17 protein-coding genes are annotated in these 15,390 nt (G+C 68.2%); 4 read left to right on the forward strand and 13 right to left on the reverse strand.

What is annotated here, in order from left to right:
- Positions 1 to 161 precede the first annotated feature (161 nt).
- The 5 genes from ASE58_RS04310 to ASE58_RS04325 form a co-directional block, all read right to left on the reverse strand.
- Entirely contained in the window at positions 162 to 1,796 is a 1,635-nt protein-coding gene (locus tag ASE58_RS04310; RefSeq protein ID WP_235513489.1) for an alpha/beta hydrolase family protein, read from the reverse strand.
- Between the two features lie 18 nt (positions 1,797 to 1,814).
- Positions 1,815 to 2,096 carry a hypothetical protein gene (locus ASE58_RS18270; protein ID WP_235511817.1) on the reverse strand — a complete coding sequence of 94 codons (282 nt, stop codon included), beginning with the start codon at positions 2,094 to 2,096 and terminating at the stop codon, positions 1,815 to 1,817.
- 132 nt (positions 2,097 to 2,228) lie between these two features.
- Entirely contained in the window at positions 2,229 to 4,403 is a 2,175-nt protein-coding gene (locus ASE58_RS04315) for a sodium-translocating pyrophosphatase (RefSeq protein WP_055818260.1), read from the reverse strand.
- Between the two features lie 233 nt (positions 4,404 to 4,636).
- Positions 4,637 to 5,512, reverse strand: coding sequence for a thiamine-phosphate kinase (thiL, locus tag ASE58_RS04320; RefSeq protein WP_055819480.1), 876 nt, complete (start codon positions 5,510 to 5,512; stop codon positions 4,637 to 4,639).
- Positions 5,509 to 6,540, reverse strand: a complete 1,032-nt coding sequence (locus ASE58_RS04325; RefSeq protein ID WP_055818261.1) for a DUF2332 domain-containing protein — start codon at positions 6,538 to 6,540, stop codon at positions 5,509 to 5,511. Before ASE58_RS04325 ends, thiL begins: the two co-directional genes overlap by 4 nt.
- Before the next feature lie 50 nt (positions 6,541 to 6,590).
- Between ASE58_RS04325 and hisG the strand changes: the two genes are divergently transcribed.
- The 3 genes from hisG (at position 6,591) to nusB (ending at position 9,258) form a co-directional block, all read left to right on the forward strand.
- Entirely contained in the window at positions 6,591 to 7,241 is a 651-nt protein-coding gene (gene hisG / locus ASE58_RS04330; RefSeq protein WP_055758115.1) for an ATP phosphoribosyltransferase, read from the forward strand.
- Positions 7,238 to 8,521, forward strand: coding sequence for a histidinol dehydrogenase (gene hisD, locus ASE58_RS04335; protein WP_055818262.1), 1,284 nt, complete (start codon positions 7,238 to 7,240; stop codon positions 8,519 to 8,521). Before hisG ends, hisD begins: the two co-directional genes overlap by 4 nt.
- A gap of 269 nt (positions 8,522 to 8,790) precedes the next feature.
- Positions 8,791 to 9,258, forward strand: coding sequence for a transcription antitermination factor NusB (gene nusB, locus ASE58_RS04340; protein ID WP_055758120.1), 468 nt, complete (start codon positions 8,791 to 8,793; stop codon positions 9,256 to 9,258).
- Between the two features lie 159 nt (positions 9,259 to 9,417).
- Here nusB and ASE58_RS04345 read toward each other — a convergent pair whose 3' ends face one another.
- Genes ASE58_RS04345 through ASE58_RS04360 form a run of 4 tightly spaced genes read right to left on the reverse strand, consistent with a single transcriptional unit; the run spans position 9,418 to position 12,186 of the window.
- Positions 9,418 to 10,296, reverse strand: coding sequence for an alpha/beta fold hydrolase (locus ASE58_RS04345; RefSeq protein WP_055818264.1), 879 nt, complete (start codon positions 10,294 to 10,296; stop codon positions 9,418 to 9,420).
- A complete protein-coding gene (locus tag ASE58_RS04350; protein WP_055758126.1) occupies positions 10,293 to 11,195 on the reverse strand; it encodes a pirin family protein in 903 nt (300 codons plus the stop codon). The genes ASE58_RS04345 and ASE58_RS04350 overlap by 4 nt, the downstream gene beginning before the upstream one ends.
- A complete protein-coding gene (locus tag ASE58_RS04355) occupies positions 11,195 to 11,899 on the reverse strand; it encodes a glutathione S-transferase (RefSeq protein WP_055818266.1) in 705 nt (234 codons plus the stop codon). Before ASE58_RS04355 ends, ASE58_RS04350 begins: the two co-directional genes overlap by 1 nt.
- Positions 11,896 to 12,186, reverse strand: a complete 291-nt coding sequence (locus tag ASE58_RS04360) for a BolA family protein (protein ID WP_055758134.1) — start codon at positions 12,184 to 12,186, stop codon at positions 11,896 to 11,898. The genes ASE58_RS04355 and ASE58_RS04360 overlap by 4 nt, the downstream gene beginning before the upstream one ends.
- Positions 12,187 to 12,276: 90 nt before the next feature.
- Here ASE58_RS04360 and ASE58_RS04365 point away from each other — a divergent pair, with 90 nt between their 5' ends.
- Positions 12,277 to 12,837, forward strand: coding sequence for a J domain-containing protein (locus tag ASE58_RS04365; RefSeq protein ID WP_055818268.1), 561 nt, complete (start codon positions 12,277 to 12,279; stop codon positions 12,835 to 12,837).
- A 155-nt stretch (positions 12,838 to 12,992) separates the two neighbouring features.
- Here ASE58_RS04365 and ASE58_RS04370 read toward each other — a convergent pair whose 3' ends face one another.
- From ASE58_RS04370 to ASE58_RS04385, 4 genes are read right to left on the reverse strand one after another with little or no spacing between them, the layout of a single operon-like run.
- Positions 12,993 to 13,454: an SRPBCC domain-containing protein gene (locus tag ASE58_RS04370; RefSeq protein ID WP_055818270.1), complete on the reverse strand. Its 462-nt coding sequence runs from the start codon at positions 13,452 to 13,454 to the stop codon at positions 12,993 to 12,995.
- Positions 13,451 to 14,218, reverse strand: coding sequence for a VOC family protein (locus ASE58_RS04375; RefSeq protein ID WP_055818272.1), 768 nt, complete (start codon positions 14,216 to 14,218; stop codon positions 13,451 to 13,453). Before ASE58_RS04375 ends, ASE58_RS04370 begins: the two co-directional genes overlap by 4 nt.
- Positions 14,215 to 14,940: a DUF1428 domain-containing protein gene (locus ASE58_RS18535; protein WP_082467652.1), complete on the reverse strand. Its 726-nt coding sequence runs from the start codon at positions 14,938 to 14,940 to the stop codon at positions 14,215 to 14,217. The genes ASE58_RS04375 and ASE58_RS18535 overlap by 4 nt, the downstream gene beginning before the upstream one ends.
- Positions 14,937 to 15,362, reverse strand: a complete 426-nt coding sequence (locus ASE58_RS04385) for a VOC family protein (RefSeq protein WP_055818274.1) — start codon at positions 15,360 to 15,362, stop codon at positions 14,937 to 14,939. The genes ASE58_RS18535 and ASE58_RS04385 overlap by 4 nt, the downstream gene beginning before the upstream one ends.
- Positions 15,363 to 15,390 lie beyond the last annotated feature (28 nt).

The raw sequence follows: 15,390 nt of genomic DNA on the forward strand, positions 1-15,390 counted from the left end.
TTCCCATAGGCGCTAAACGATAAAAAGGAAAGCGCGAACGACCGGACCCGTGGCTGGCACGGCCGGTCGACGCTGTTTGGTCTAAATAAGGGGTGGGGTGGGGTGAGGCAAGGGTGCCGCCCGCTCGTCATTCTCGCGCAGGCGAGGACGACGAGCGGCCGTTACGACGGATTATGCTCCTTCAGGAACGCGGTCATCTCGCTCAGGAATTGCAGCCGGTCCTCGCTGCGGGAAAAGAAATGGTCGCCCAGCGGCTGTTCGACATAGCGATAGGGCTTGCCCGCCTTCTTCAGTTCGGCGGCGAGATTGCGCGACTGGGCGACCGGCACGCGCTTGTCGACCTTGCCGTGCATCAGCAGGATCGGGGTCGAAAAATCCCCGGCATGGAAGCGCGGCGAGATCAGCTGGAAATCAGGGGCCTGCGTCTTCAGCCAGTCGCCGATGGTGCGGCCGTTCAGGAACTGGCTGTCGTACCGGCGCAGCGCCGCCAGATCCGACACGCCGGCATAGCTGACCGCACAGCGGTACAGATTCCCGTCGCGCTGGGCCGCGCGCATCGCCGCATAGCCGCCATAGGACGCGCCGACCATGCACACCCGCTTCGGATCGGCGATGCCTTGTTTCGCCAGATGGGTGACCGCATCGTTCAGGTCGTCCTGCATCTTCAGGCCCCATTCGCCCGCGCCCTTCTTGGCAAAGGCGATGCCATAGCCCGACGATCCGCGATAATTGGGCTGGATCACGACATAGCCGATCTCCGCCAGATATTGCGTCCACCAGTCCCAGCCCTCGCTGTCGCGCGCCGACGGGCCGCCATGGGGGAGGACGATCAGCGGCAGGTTCTTTTGCCCCATCCGGTGGCGGGGCATCGTCAGCACCGCTTCGATCGGCGTCCCGTCGCGCGCGGCATAACGGATCGTGCTGACCGGCGAGAGGCGGCGGCTCTGCAATATCGGGCTGTTCCAAGCCAGCCGGTTCATCTTCGCATTGCCGGTGTCCCAGAAATACAGCGCGCCGGGCTGCGACGCGGCGGCGACTTCGATCAGGAAGCGGGTGCGCGTCCGGTTCCACGATATGATCCGGGCGCGGCGGTCGCCGACCGATCCGTCGATCGCCTGCTGCAATTCCTTCAGGTCGTTGTCGAACCAGACCGACCGTCCATGATGGTCGGTGACGGTGGCACCGACCACGTCGTTTTCCTGCGCATTGTCGATGATGCCGTCGACGTCATAACCGTCGAGCGCGTAGAGCTTCTTGCCGAGCTTCAGGTCGGGCAGCGATACTTCGTACAGCGCGGTGAAGCCGCCTTCGTCGTCATAGGCGACGGCGGTGGTGCCATCGGCGCGGAAGGTGAGCGGGATGGTCATCCCGTCCTCGTCCTTGCGCGCGCGCCGGGCGATTGGGCGGAAACTGTCGCGGTTGTTCGCGCGGTACAGCAGCGCCGAGCTGCGCGTGGCATCGTTATATTGATAGGCGGCGCGGACCTGCCCCTCGCCATCGGCGTACCAGGTGCGGACGTTGGGACGCCCCTCCGCCACGCGGCGCGACTTGCCGGTCGATACGTCGATCTCGAACACCGACGGGTTGAAATCGGCTTCGGTTTCGATGCCGGTCTGTTTCGACAACAGGATGCGCGGGGTTCCGTCATGCGCGACCCACAGCACATCGTCGGCGCGCACGCCCGAGCTGTTCCAGTCGAGCCGGCGGGTGGTCTTCAGGTCGGTGCTGATCGCCAGCACGCGGGTGACGTAGATTTCCTGGCCGAAATAATCCTGCTGCGCACCGAGACCGATCACGACCCAGTCGTCATTGACTCAGCGCCACCAGTTGATGTCGGTGTTTTCGGGGGCAGCCATCGTGTGGTTCTGCTTGGTATCGATCAGCGACGTGAGCAGCAGCACCTGCTTTCCGTTCACCGCGCCCTTCGCCATCAACCGCGTGCCGTCGGGCGATAGGCTGGGAGATTCGAGCAGTGGCAGTTCGGCGAAGGTGGTGATCGGGACGGGCGTGGCCGGGTCGACCGCGGCGACGGGCGCCGGGGTCTGTGCCGGCAGGGCGGTGGCAAGCGTCAATCCGATCCATGGCAACAGCCGCATTCTCGTCCCCCGTATGCGCCGGGGGGCGGGGGCCGCGCGATGCCGCCCCCCGGCAGCGCGCGTCCGTCCTGAATCGAAAAGCCCCCGCCGTTCGCCCGCGATGGTAGCGCGGCCACGGCGAGGTGCAATGGCTTATCCCGCGCCCCCGCCGGCAAGCGCGGCGAGCAGCAGCAGGGCGACGATGTTGGTGATCTTGATCATCGGGTTGACCGCAGGGCCGGCGGTGTCCTTGTACGGATCGCCCACCGTGTCGCCGGTAACCGCCGCCTTGTGCGCCTCCGACCCTTTGCCGCCGTGATTGCCGTCCTCGATATATTTCTTGGCATTGTCCCACGCGCCGCCGCCGCTGGTCATCGAAATCGCGACGAACAGGCCAGAGACGATGACGCCGAGCAGCATCGCGCCCAACGCCGCAAAGCCCTGTGCCTGTCCCGCGACCCACTTCACGATGTAATAGACCGCGACGGGGGAGAGGACGGGGAGGAGCGAGGGGATGATCATCTCGCGGATGGCGGCGCGGGTGACGATATCGACGGTGCGGCCATATTGCGGGCGGCTGGTCCCGGCCATGATGCCGGGGTCGGCGGCGAATTGCGCACGGACATCCTCCACCACCGATCCCGCCGCGCGGCCGACGGCGGTCATGCCGAACGCGCCGAACAGATAGGGGAGCAGCGCGCCGAGCAGCAGTCCGACGATGACGTACGGATTGGACAGCGAGAAATCGACGGTCAGGTCGGGGAAGAACAGCTTCAGGTCGGTGGTATAGGCCCCGAACAGCACGAGCGCGGCGAGCGCGGCGGAGCCGATCGCATAGCCCTTCGTCACCGCCTTGGTCGTGTTGCCGACCGCGTCGAGCGCATCGGTGCGGCGGCGGACTTCTTCCGGCAGGTTCGCCATTTCGGCGATGCCGCCGGCATTGTCAGTGACCGGGCCATAGGCATCGAGGGCGACGACCATGCCGGCCAGCGCCAGCAGCGCGGTCGCGGCGAAGGCGACGCCGATGATGCCGGCGAGCTGGTAGGATGCGATCACCGCGACGACGATGACAAGGGTCGGCAGCGCGGTCGATTCGAGGCTGATGGCAAGGCCCTGGATGACGTTGGTGCCGTGGCCGGTGACGCTGGCCTTCGCAATCGACTTGACCGGGCGATAGGCGGTGCCGGTGTAATATTCTGTGATCCACACCAGCGCGGCGGTGACGGCAAGGCCGATCATCATGCACCAGAACAGGTCCATGCCGGTGAAGCTCTGCCCCGCGACCGGTGCCTGTGCGCCGAGCGCCCCATCGACGGTCAGCGTATCGCCGCCCGGATCGAGGAAGCCGGCCCCGCCGATCACCGCGTTCAGGTCGCCGAGCGCCCAGCTTGCCGCGAAATAAATGGCGGGAACGGCGAGCAGCGCGGTGGTCCAGAACCCCTTGTACAGCGCGCCCATGATCGACTGACCCTTGCCGAGCCGGACCATGTAGGTGCCGAGGATCGAGGTGACGATGCACACCCCGCCGACGATCAGCGGCAGCGCCATCAGCCGCAGCAGTTCGGCGGGCGGTGCCTGGACCAGCAGCGCGATCGACACCATGGTCAGGCCGATGGTGACGACATAGGTTTCGAACAGGTCCGCGGCCATGCCGGCGCAGTCGCCCACGTTGTCGCCCACATTGTCGGCGATGACGGCGGGGTTGCGGGGGTCGTCCTCCGGAATGCCCGCCTCGACCTTGCCCACCAGATCGGCGCCGACATCGGCCGCCTTGGTAAAGATGCCGCCGCCCAGCCGCGCGAAGATCGAGATGAGCGACGCGCCGAAGGCCAGCGCGGTCAGCGCTTCGACCACTTCGCGGTCGCCCGGACCATGGCCGGCAATGGCGACGAGGTACCAGAAGATGCCGGCGATCGCGAACAGTCCGAGGCCCGCGACCAGCATGCCGGTGATCGCGCCGGAGCGGAACGCCATGGTAAGGCCCCCCTGCAACGACCCACGCGCAGCCTCCGCCGTGCGGACATTGGCGCGTACCGAAATCTCCATGCCGGCATAGCCCGCTACGCCCGACAGCACCGCGCCGATGACGAAGCCAACCGTCGACAGCGCGCCAAGGGTCGGGAAGAGGATGATGGCGACGATGACGCCGACGATGGCGATGGTGCGGTATTGCCGGCCGAGATACGCCTTGGCCCCTTCCTGGATAGCGGCGGCGATATCCTGCATCCGCGCATCGCCCGCAGGCGCGCGCAGCACCTGCATGGCGGTGAAGATGCCGTAGAGCACGGCCAATACCGCGCACGCCATGGCCAGATAGACGATCGTCATCCGCAAACCCCTCCTGAACGGGGCCGCCCGGCTGTCTCGTCGGGTCGATGCCCTTGAAGTGGGGCAGCTTATGCCGATGGGCGGGGGGCGCAATAGCTAAATCCTCCCCGGCACGGGGAGGGGGACCAGCGAAGCTGGTGGAGGGGGATCTCCTCGCGACGCATCCGTGCCGTATGCCGACACCCCCCTCCACCACCGCTTCGCGGCGGTCCCCCTCCCCGTGCCGGGGAGGATCAGTGCTGGTAGCCGAGGCGATCGGGCACGGGGAGGGGGCGGCCCGCGTCTAGCAGGTCCAGACCTTCTCCTTTTGCAAACCGTCCGATGCGCGTCGCTGCGACTGGAGGCTCGCCGTCGCAGGCGAACAGCAATTCGTAATCGTCGCCCGCCGTCGCGGCGGTCAGGGCGTCGTGGCCGAACGCCTTAAGGTCGTCGGACAGCGGAACGCAGGCAAGGTCGATCTCGACCGCCAACCCGCTGGCCGCCGCCATGCGGCCGGCGTCGATCAGCAGGCCGTCGGACACGTCCATCATCGCGTGGACATGGGGGGCGAGCGCCTGTCCTTCGGCCAGCCGGGGCGTCGGGCGGCGGTACCGGGCGAGCAGCGATGCCGGCCCGGCCGCCCCCTGCGCGATGGCGAGGCCGGCGCCGGCATCGCCGATCGTGCCAGTTATCCACAGGCTATCCCCAGGCCGCGCACCGTCGCGGCAGGGGGCATGGGCGCTGCGGCCGAGCGCGGTCAGCGACAGGATGCGCGGGGTGTGCGGCGGCAACTTCACCGTGTCGCCGCCGAGCAGCGGACAGTCGAACGCGCGCAGCACCGCGTCGAGGCCAGTCAGGAAGGCGCGGTCCCAGTCGTCGTCGCCGATCGGATAGCCGAGCATAACGCCGACCGGCACCGCGCCCTTGGCGGCGAGGTCGGACAGGTTGGTCGCGACCAGCTTCCACGCGACATCGGCAGGCGGGTCGCTGGCAAGGAAATGGACGCCCGCGACGATCATGTCCTTGGTCAGCACGAGGTCGCCGAGATGCGCGGCATCGTCGGTCAGGCCGTGCGCGCCGGGATGGAGCGGCAGGCGGCGCAGCGCGGCGATGAAGTCGGCCTCGGTCACACGCCCGCGATCCACGCGCCATGGGCGTGGGCGGTGGCGAGCATGTGCGGCGCGGGCTGGCCCGGCCAGTGCTGGACGATCAGTTCCTGGCGTTGCAGCACCCGGTCGGGCTCCATCCGGACCCATGCGAGCGGGCGTTCGGGCGTGGCGCGTTCGGCGGCGTCCTGCATCATCGCGGTGATCGCGGCGCGGCGGGCATCGCCCAGATATTGCCAGACGACCGAATGCAGCAGCACGCGGGTGACGCCCGCCGCCTGCGGTTCGGCCAGGCGGGCGCGGAGCCAGTCGACCGCATCGCCCTGCACCAGATCGACCGGCCGCGCGCGCCGCATCGCGGTGGCGGCGGCAAGGCGCGCCTGCCGTTCGGGCTGGTCGGCCCAGACATAGCCGGCAAGGCGGGTGGCGACCGCCGGGTAGGTGGCGTCGAGCGGCTGGATATCGACGCCGCGTACCGACCGGATTTCCAGCGGCACGGCGGGTGGCGGGGCACCACGCCAGTCGGGGCGGATCGTGACCGGGCTGTCGTCCGGCCCGACGCTCACCCCGCCTAGGTCGAAGCGATAGCGGTCGATCAGCAGGTTCAGGCCGGCGCTCGACCCGATCTCGAGCAGCTCGACCGCCGGGCCGTGCGCGGCGGCGACCGCCAGCAGCCCGGTCATCAGCACGCCCGATCGCATCGGTTCGTTGGTCTGCGGCGGGCCGTCGAGCCAGGGCAGCAGCGCGGCGTCGTGTTCGACCAGCACGCGGCGCAGGATGGCCACCGCGTCACCCCGCCCGGCGAACAGCGCGGTCAGTTCGGGATCGCTGCCCTTTCGGGCAAGCGCGTGGAGGCCGCCGACCAGCCGCAGCGGCAGCGCGTCGGGGATCGGCTGCCCCGGCCAGTCGAGCGTGCGCCGCCCGGTGGCGCTTTCCCGCGTCAACGCCTCGGCCAGCGCGGTGCAGACCGCCGCGGTCACGGGCGCATCCATCGCCGCGCAGAACGCCGCCTGCTGGCGAAAGGCATCGCGATTCGTCGGTTCGTCGGCCATGGCCCGTCTGTTGCGCCCGCCGTGCGCCCCAAGTAAAGCCCGGCCTGCCCATGACCGATCCCATCATCATCGCCGTGCCCAAGGGGCGTATCCTCGACGAAGCCATGCCGCTGCTCGCCCGCGCCGGCATCGTGCCCGAAGCGGCGTTTCGCGATCCCGACAGCCGGGCGTTGCGGTTCAGGACCGACCGCGCCGACATCGACCTGATCCGCGTGCGCGCGTTTGACGTCGCGACGTTCGTGGCACATGGCGCGGCGCAGCTGGGCATTGTCGGGTCCGACGTACTGGCCGAGTTCGACTATTCCGAACTGTACGCGCCGGTCGACCTGAAGATCGGGCATTGCCGCATCTCGGTCGCGGAACCCGCCGGCATGGCCGCCACCGACGATCCGCGCGGGTGGAGCCACGTGCGCATCGCCACCAAATATCCGCACACGACCCAGCGCCACTTCGCCGCGCGCGGCGTTCAGGCGGAGTGCGTCAAGCTGAACGGCGCGATGGAGCTGGCCCCGGTGCTGGGCCTTGCCCCGCGCATCGTCGACCTGGTGTCGTCGGGCCGCACGTTGAAGGAGAATGGGCTGGTGGAAGTCGAAACCATTGCCGAAGTGACGTCGCGGCTGGTCGTCAATCGCGCGGCGTTCAAGACGCGGGAACAGGTCGTGCCGCTGGTCGATGCGTTCCGCCGGGCGGTGGCGGCATGATCCGGCTGGACGCCAGCGCGGCCGGGTTCGCCGCCGACTTCGCCGCGCTGGTCGATGCCAGGCGGGAGGCGGACAGCGACGTGGCGCGCGACGTGACTGCGATCCTGCGCGCGGTGCGCGACGATGGCGACGCGGCGGTGCGCGCCTTTACCGAGAAGTTCGACGGCCATGATCCTGATGCGACCGGCTGGCGGATCGAGCGGGCGACGTGCGAGGCGGCGCTGGCGGGCCTCGATCCCGAACTGCGCGCGGCGCTGGAATTGGCGCACGACCGGATCGCGGCGTATCATGCGAAGCAGCGGCCCGAGGATCGCGACACGGTGGACGCCGATGGCGTGCGGCTGGGCGCGCGGTGGAGCGCGGTCGAAGCGGCGGGGGTCTATGTGCCGGGCGGACGCGCGGCATACCCGTCGTCGGTGCTGATGAACGTGGTGCCGGCCAAGGTCGCGGGCGTCGAGCGGATCGTGATGGTCACCCCGACGCCGAAGGGCGAGGTGAACCCGCTGGTCCTCGCTGCCGCCGCGCTGGCTGGGGTGGACGAGGTGTGGCGGATCGGCGGGGCGCAGGCCGTCGCCGCGCTCGCTTATGGCACCGACCGGATCAAGGCGGTCGATGTGGTCACGGGGCCGGGCAATGCGTGGGTCGCAGAGGCCAAGCGCCAGCTGTACGGCGTGGTCGGCATCGACATGGTCGCCGGACCGTCCGAAATCGTGGTGGTCGCCGACGGGCAGAACGACCCGGAATGGATCGCCGCCGACCTGCTGAGCCAGGCCGAGCATGACCCGACCAGCCAGTCGATCCTGTTCACCGACGATGCGGGCTTTGCCGATCGGGTGGCGGCGGCGGTCGATCGGCAGATCGCCGAGCTGGCAACCGGGCAGGTCGCGCGGGCGAGCTGGGATGCGAACGGGGCGATCGTGATCGTGCCGACGCTGGCCGATGCGATGCCGCTGGTCGACCGGCTGGCGCCCGAGCATCTGGAACTGGCGGTCGGCGATCCGGAACCGCTGTTCAAGGCGGTGCGGCATGCCGGGTCGGTGTTCCTGGGACGCTATACGCCGGAAGCGGTCGGCGATTATGTCGCGGGGCCGAACCACGTGCTGCCGACCGGGCGGCGGGCGCGCTTTGCCTCGGGACTGTCGGTGCTGGACTATATGAAGCGCACCAGCTTCCTGGGGCTGGATGCCGCCGCGCTGGCGAAAATCGGGCCGGCGGCGGTGACGCTGGCCGGGGCAGAGGGGCTGCCGGCCCATGCGCGATCGGTGGCGATACGACTGTAATCGTTGGGTTTCAGGTGCCGACTTGCGACGGCCCCGTTTGGCTCTGGGCCCCCGCCTGCGCGGGGGCACGATCGTGTTCTGGCGGGCCAAAGTTCACTAAGTTCACACTCGTGCGCAAGTTGCGCGCGGGGTGGGGCGCGGGCGCGGTGGCGGCGGACGGTTCAAAGGCGGACGGTTCAAAGAGCGTTGGGCCATGCTGGCATGGGCGGCACATGTAGGAAACCGCCCCCTCGACTTCGGGGGCAAGGTGGCGCTATGGGGCGGCGCTTATGACCAGCAAGAATTCCCGTCCGCGCGGTGCCCGTCAGGCGCGCGCCGCTGCCCGGTTGGCCGCCGTCCAGGCGCTGTACCAGCATGAGATGGAAGCGACGCCGATCCCGGCGCTGCTCCATGAATTCCACCAGCACCGGCTGGGCGCGACGATCGAAGACGTCGAATATGCCGAGGCCGACGTCCATTTCTTTGACGATGTGGTCAAGGGCGTCGATGCCCGCCGCGAAGAGATCGACGCGCTGATTTCGACCAAGCTGTCGAGCGGCTGGTCGATCGAGCGGCTGGACAAGCCGATGCGGCAGATTTTGCGCGCCGGGACGTACGAGCTGCTGGCGCGGGCGGATGTGCCGGTGGCGGCGGTCATCAGCGAATATCTGGACGTCGCCGATGCGTTCTACGACCGGCGCGAAAAGGGGTTCGTGAACGGGCTGCTCGATTCGGTCGCGAAGCAGGTTCGGGTCTAAGCCCTTCCCACTCCTATCCCCTCCGTTTGCTTCGAGCGGAGGTTCGAGCTTGTCGAGAACCGTAGTCGAGAAGGGGGTGCCCCAAACAGTGTGTTCTCGACGAACGCTTCTCGACACGCTCGAAGCTGCTCGAACCGAACGGGGTGGGTTGAGGTCGTGTCAGGCCAACCACCCCCGCATCGCCGCATTGACCGCCTCCGGTGCTTCCCACGGCACGAAATGCCCCGCCTCGACCCGCACCACCGTCAGGTCGGGGACATAGGCGTCGAGCCCCGCCAGTTGCACCGGCAGCAGCGCGTGGTCCTGCGTTCCCCATACCACCAGCGTCGGTTGCGTCACCGGCGGGAAGGGGCCGTCGAGCCATGCCGGGCGCGCGGGCGTCTCGTCCATCGCAGGGACGATGATCTGCGACGCGCGGTACCAGTTGAGCATCGCGGTCATCGCGCCGGGATGGCGCCATTCGGCGAGGTACGCCGCCTTGTCCGCGTCGGCGATCGGATGGCTTACAAACTTCGCGAAGCCGGTCGTGAAGAAATGGTCGAGCCCCGCTTCGGTCAGCCCCTGGTCGAGCGTCGTGTCGCGGAAGCGGGTCATGTACTGGCTGGCGGCGCGCTGGGCCGGATCGTCGAACAGCGAGCGTTGGAAGACCAGCGGATGCGGCGCGTTCAGGATGACGAGCCGCTCGATCCGGTCAGGGTGGTTCAGCGCCGCCATCCACGCAATCGCGCCGCCCCAGTCATGGCCGACCAGCGTGAAGCGCCCGATCCCCAGCGCATCGGCCAGCGCGATCAAGTCGGCGACCGGCCGGGCGGGGGCATAGTCCGCGACCGACGGCGGCTTGTCCGACCCGGCAAAGCCACGCTGGTCGGGGGCGACGACATAATGGTCGCGGGCGAATTCGGGCAGCTGGTGCCGCCATGTCCGGTGCGATTCGGGAAAGCCGTGGAGGAAGATCATCGCCGGATCGGCCGGATCGCCCGCCACCGCGACGTCGAGCGATACGCCGGTCGGCAGCGCGATACGGGTAAGATCACTCATGGATAGCTGACCGTCTTGGGCACTTCGGGGATCGGGATGAATTCCTGCGAATCGCCCGGCACCTTGGGGAAGTTGCCCGCTTTCCAGTCCTGCTTCGCCTGGTCGATGCGGTCGCGGCGCGAGGAGACGAAATTCCACCAGACATAGCGCGGTGTCGTGAACGCTTCGCCGCCGCACAGCATCACCCGCGCACCGCCCGAGGAGCGCAGCGTCGCGGCGATGCCGGGCCGCAGGACGTAGAGCGTCATCGGTTCGAGCGCCACGCCGTCCAGCGCGGCGTCGCCATGCGTCAAATAGAGCGCGCGTTCGTCGGCCCCGGCATCGATCGGGATCGCGCCGTTCGCCTCCAGCACGATATCGGCATAGATGGTCGCGGCGTACTGGGTGGTGGGGGCGGAGACGCCCCACAGGTCGCCCATGACGACGCGGGCGGTGGCGCCGCTGGCCGAGACGACCGGCAGCCGGGCAGCTTCGACATGTTCGAACGCCGGGTCCATCTCTTCGCGATCCTCGGGCACCGCCAGCCACGTCTGGATACCCGACAGCAGCGGCCCGCCGGCGCGTTCGTCGGCCGGCGAGCGTTCGGAATGGACGATGCCGTGGCCGGCGGTCATCAGGTTGACCGCGCCCGGCTCGATCCGGGCATGGGTGCCAAGCGAATCGCGATGGTCGATCGCCCCGCCGAATAGATAGGTGACGGTGGCGAGGTTGATGTGCGGGTGCGGGCGCACGTCGATCCCCTGTCCGGGGTCGAGTTCGGCCGGACCCATCTGGTCGAAGAAGATGAATGGGCCGACCATGGTGCGGGTGCGGGTCGGCAGGGTGCGATGGACCTTGAACCCGCCCAGATCGTGGGTGACCGGCTGGATCGTCTGCAGGAAGAAGCGGTCGTTTTCCATCAGTCGGCGTCCAGTTCGGGGTAGTGGCGAAAAATGTCGTCGGTATTGAACGTAATCCGGCGGTCGCTGGCAAGGTAGGCGGCGATGCCGGGCAGCTTCGCCACCTGGTCGTGGATCGCGATCAGGCGGGCGAGGTCGCGCTCCAGCGTCGCCATCCGCCGGGGAAAGGCATAGCGCAAACCCTCGACCAGCTGGAACAGCGAGGTGTCGACATAGGTCCAGCGATGGTCGATCGCCCAAGGGCCGCTATGTTCGCCGATCAGCCCGTCGAAATAGCGCAGATATTTGGGCAGGCGTTCGCTCAGGAACTGTTGTGCCGCGCGCGCCGCTTCCGGGCGCTGTTCGGCATAATAGGCGCCGGTTGCGACCGGATGGTGGACGGCGTGCACCTCGCTCACCAGGTCGGCGATGGTCAGCTGCCACTGGTTCGCCCATTGCCGGTCGCGGATGCTGGAGAGAGCGAGGCCGTGGCGTTCGCCCAGATGCTGCAGGATGTTGGCGACCTGCGCGATGCGAATGCCGTCGAGGTCGAGAAAGGGCGGGGCGAGGGGGGCGCGGGGACTGCGCTGCAACTGGTGCTGCATGGCCGCCACCCCGTCCTGCCGGGCGCGGTCGCGATAGTCGATGCCCGCCGCTTCCATCGGCAGGCGGACGAATTCGCCGCGCCCCTGAATCGTCGGCCAATACCACAGGTCGTAGGTCAATCAGCCTCTCCGGGTGCACGGGCGCGGATCGCCAGCGCGTGAATGCGGGTCGCAAGCAGATCGGCGAGCGCATGGTTCACCAGTCGCTGCCGCGCGACGCGCGACTGGCCGGTGAAGGCGTCGGCGACGATCGCTACCGAGAAATGGGTTTCGCCGGTGCCATCGTCGCCCATATGGCCGGCGTGATGATGGCTGTCGTTGGTCACGGTCAGCCGTGCCGGGGACAGGGCATCCTGCAGGCGGGCGGCGATCAGGTCGGCGAGGGGCATGGTGGCGGTGTCGGTCATCCGACCTATATAACGCGTTTTGCCAAAGGGAGTCGCGGGCTGCGCGAGAGATTATCCAAGGATCGTCCCAATGCCCGGTTTCATGGGCGGATGGAGGCGAATGGCCGCCCCTGTGAAGTGCCGGGCTGTCCGGAATCGGGCGAATTCCGTGCGCCGCCGCTGGAGGGTGCGCCGCAGGGGGGCGACCGGCCGAGCGCCTACCGCTGGTTCTGCCTCGACCATATCCGCGCGTTCAACGCCGGGTATAACTACTTCGCAGGCATGACGGCGGAGGAAATCTACGATGCCCAGCGGCCCTATGCCGGGTGGGAGCGCGAGACGCGCGCCTTTGCACGGGCGGGGACCGATCCGGGGCCGGCCTGGGCCGACTTCGCCGATCCGCTGGACGCGATCGGGGCGAAGTTCCGCACGGCACGCGAGGCACGGGCCGAGCGGCAGGACGGGCGGCCACTCAGCCCGGCGGACCGGTCGGCGCTGAAGGTCATGGGGCTGGCGGTCGATGTCGACCGGACGGGCTTGCGTAAACGCTATTCGGAGCTGGTACGGCTGTACCATCCGGATCGCAATGGCGGGGATCGCAGCCATGAGGCGGCGTTGCAGAAGGTGATAGCGGCGTATCAGCAGCTGAAGGGCGCGGCGGCGTTTGCGTGAGGAAGCATCTGCTTGAGGGGACCCCAGCCGTTCGTCCTGAGTAGCCATTGAGCTTGTCGAAAGGGCGTATCGAAGGACTACCACCGGTGCTTCGATACGGGTCTTCGACTTCGCTCAGCCCCTACTCAGCACGAACGGACGGGGATGAAGTCAGCTCAATCCAGCCCCAGCGCCACCGCCTCCAGCTGCTGCGCGACCATCGCCCAGCCGCCTTCAAATCCCATTTCGGCGTGCATCTTCGCCGTTTCTTCGTCCCAGTGGCGCGCGGCGGCGCGGTAGAGCGTCGCGCCGTCGCCGTCCGCATCGAAGGTGAAGACACCGACAAAGGCCAGCCGCTGCGGCTGCGGTATCCAGCCAGGCGCGAAGGCGTTGGTGAACACGATCCGCTGGCGGTCCGCCACATCGAGGATCACGCCCTCGCCGGTCATCGCTTCGCCGCCGGGGCCGCGCATCGTGGTGGCGAAGCGGCCGCCGGGCACCAGGTCGAGGCCGAGCAACTCGGTCGTCCACGGACGCGGCGCCCACCATTTCGGCAGATGCTCGGTCCACGCGCGCCACACCGTGTCGACGGGGGCGGGAATGCGCCGTTCGACGGCGATTTCGTGTTCGGGGGTCATGCGCGCGCTCCTGTCAGGCCGAAACGGGCACCCATAGGATCGACGGCGACGACCGAAAAGCTGCCGCCGGGGATTTGGTCGGGCCCCTGCAGCACCTGACCGCCCCCGTCCACGATCCGCGTGGCGGCGGCGTCGATATCGGCGACATGGGTATAGAATTGCCAACCGGCTTCCCCGCCCGGCACCATGCCCATCGCCGCGCCGATGGCGACATCGCCGCTCAGCAGGAACTTGTAGTCGCCCCATGCCCCCATCGGCATCGATCCTTCCTGTCGCCAGCCGAACCGATCGACGTAGAAGGCGATGGCGGCATCGGGGTCGGCGGCGGTCAGCTGGTTCCAGACGAAATGGCCGGGTGTGGCTTGATCGGCGGCCTGGAAGACGGTGCTGGTCTCTGCGCTCTCGCTGCGCATGATGTAGAGTGCGGCGTGCTGCGGATCGGTCAGCATCGCCATGCGGCCGATGCCGGGCATGGTCGTCGGCGGCATATGCTGCGTGCCGCCCGCCGCGATATAATCGGCGGCGGTCGCATCGACGTCATCGACCGCGACATAGCCGAGCCAGGTCGGCGCCGGCATTCCCTCCGGCATCGCCATCAGCCCGCCGACCATCGCCCCGTCGGGGGCGACGAATAGGCGATAGTCCATGCCCGGCATGCCCGAATCCTGCACGGTCCAGCCGATGACGTCGCCGTAAAAGGCCGCCGCCGCGTCGAGGTCGCGGGTCAGCAGTTCGTACCAGATGAAATCGCCCTGCCGGTTCATGCCTCTGCTCCGAAGCGGCGGTCGAAGATCGGCACGAACCCGCCATAGACCATGCGCCTGCCGTCGAAGGGCATGGCGCGGTCGGCCATGCGCGGATCGGCCATCACCGCCTGCCACCCGGCGTCGCGGGCGTCCTTCGACGGCCATTCGATCCACGAATAGCAGGCGACCTCGCCGTCGCGCAGATTAACCGCCCGCGCGTAATCGGTGTGGGTGCCGGCGGGCACGTCGTCGCCCCACCCCTCCACGACGCGCAGCGCGCCATGGTCACGAAAGATGGTGGCGCTGTCGGCGGCGAAGGCGAGATAGGCGTCGCGGTCGGCAGCGGCGACCGGGGTTAGGCAGCCATCGACATAGCCCGGCGTCTCGTCGTCGCCGGCGACCATCGCGCCGTCGAACCCGCCATAGATCAGCCGCTTGCCATCGAACGGCATGCCGAGATCGGCCATGCGCGGATCGGCCATCATCGCCGCACCCACCGCGTCGCGGGTCGCCCGGTCGGGATATTCGATCCAGCTGAACAACACATCCTCGTCGTCCGCCAGCGCGACCGATCGCGCGAAGTCGGTATGCTCACCGACCGGCACGTCGTCGCCCCGGCATTCGACCATCCGCGTCGCGCCCAGATCGGCAAAGATCGCTGCCGCTTTTGCGACATGCGCTTCATAGGCGGCGCGGTTGCCCCGTGGCACCGGGGTCACGAACCCATCGATATAGGTCATGCCGCATCTCCCGCATGCGCCGCCTGCATCGCGGCCATGTCCATGGTGAACGGGCCCCAGCCATGACCGTCGAGATCCTCGAACGCGCGGCTGTACATATACCCTTCGTCTTGCGGGTCGTGCAGTTCGCGCCCGCCCGCCGCCAGTGCGGCATCGGTGATGGCATCGACGCCGGCCCGGTCGTCGAACGACAGCGCCAGCAGTACGCCGCTCTCGGTCTTCGCATCGATGATCCGCTTGGGCGTGAAGGTCGCGTAGAAATCGCGGTCGAGCAGCATGACGTGGATCGTGTCGGACCAGTTCATCGCCGACGCCCGCTCGTTCGAGAATGTCTCGTTCTTGTCGAAACCGAGCGCGGTGTAGAATGCGGTCGCCGCCGCCACGTCGGCGACCGCCAGGTTCACGAAAATCATTCTCGGCATAGCGCCCTCTCCCCGGTTCCCGTGCGAA

Origin of the sequence: Sphingomonas sp. Leaf9 (assembly GCF_001421355.1) — a bacterium.
GTDB lineage: Bacteria > Pseudomonadota > Alphaproteobacteria > Sphingomonadales > Sphingomonadaceae > Sphingomonas.

Excerpts from the sequence above, each read along its gene's own strand:
- ASE58_RS04360 (WP_055758134.1), bottom strand. The coding sequence starts at position 12,186 with ATGACCGACACCGCCACCATGCCCCTCGCCGACCTGATCGCCGCCCGC.
- ASE58_RS04375 (WP_055818272.1), bottom strand. The coding sequence starts at position 14,218 with ATGAACCGGCAGGGCGATTTCATCTGGTACGAACTGCTGACCCGCGAC.
- ASE58_RS04385 (WP_055818274.1), bottom strand. The coding sequence starts at position 15,362 with ATGCCGAGAATGATTTTCGTGAACCTGGCGGTCGCCGACGTGGCGGCG.
- ASE58_RS04315 (WP_055818260.1), bottom strand. The coding sequence starts at position 4,403 with ATGACGATCGTCTATCTGGCCATGGCGTGCGCGGTATTGGCCGTGCTC.
- ASE58_RS04350 (WP_055758126.1), bottom strand. The coding sequence starts at position 11,195 with ATGGAAAACGACCGCTTCTTCCTGCAGACGATCCAGCCGGTCACCCAC.
- ASE58_RS04370 (WP_055818270.1), bottom strand. The coding sequence starts at position 13,454 with ATGACCCCCGAACACGAAATCGCCGTCGAACGGCGCATTCCCGCCCCC.
- ASE58_RS04345 (WP_055818264.1), bottom strand. The coding sequence starts at position 10,296 with ATGAGTGATCTTACCCGTATCGCGCTGCCGACCGGCGTATCGCTCGAC.
- hisD (WP_055818262.1), top strand. The coding sequence starts at position 7,238 with ATGATCCGGCTGGACGCCAGCGCGGCCGGGTTCGCCGCCGACTTCGCC.
- hisG (WP_055758115.1), top strand. The coding sequence starts at position 6,591 with ATGACCGATCCCATCATCATCGCCGTGCCCAAGGGGCGTATCCTCGAC.
- ASE58_RS18535 (WP_082467652.1), bottom strand. The coding sequence starts at position 14,940 with ATGACCTATATCGATGGGTTCGTGACCCCGGTGCCACGGGGCAACCGC.
- ASE58_RS18270 (WP_235511817.1), bottom strand. The coding sequence starts at position 2,096 with ATGCGGCTGTTGCCATGGATCGGATTGACGCTTGCCACCGCCCTGCCG.
- nusB (WP_055758120.1), top strand. The coding sequence starts at position 8,791 with ATGACCAGCAAGAATTCCCGTCCGCGCGGTGCCCGTCAGGCGCGCGCC.
- ASE58_RS04365 (WP_055818268.1), top strand. The coding sequence starts at position 12,277 with ATGGAGGCGAATGGCCGCCCCTGTGAAGTGCCGGGCTGTCCGGAATCG.
- ASE58_RS04325 (WP_055818261.1), bottom strand. The coding sequence starts at position 6,540 with ATGGCCGACGAACCGACGAATCGCGATGCCTTTCGCCAGCAGGCGGCG.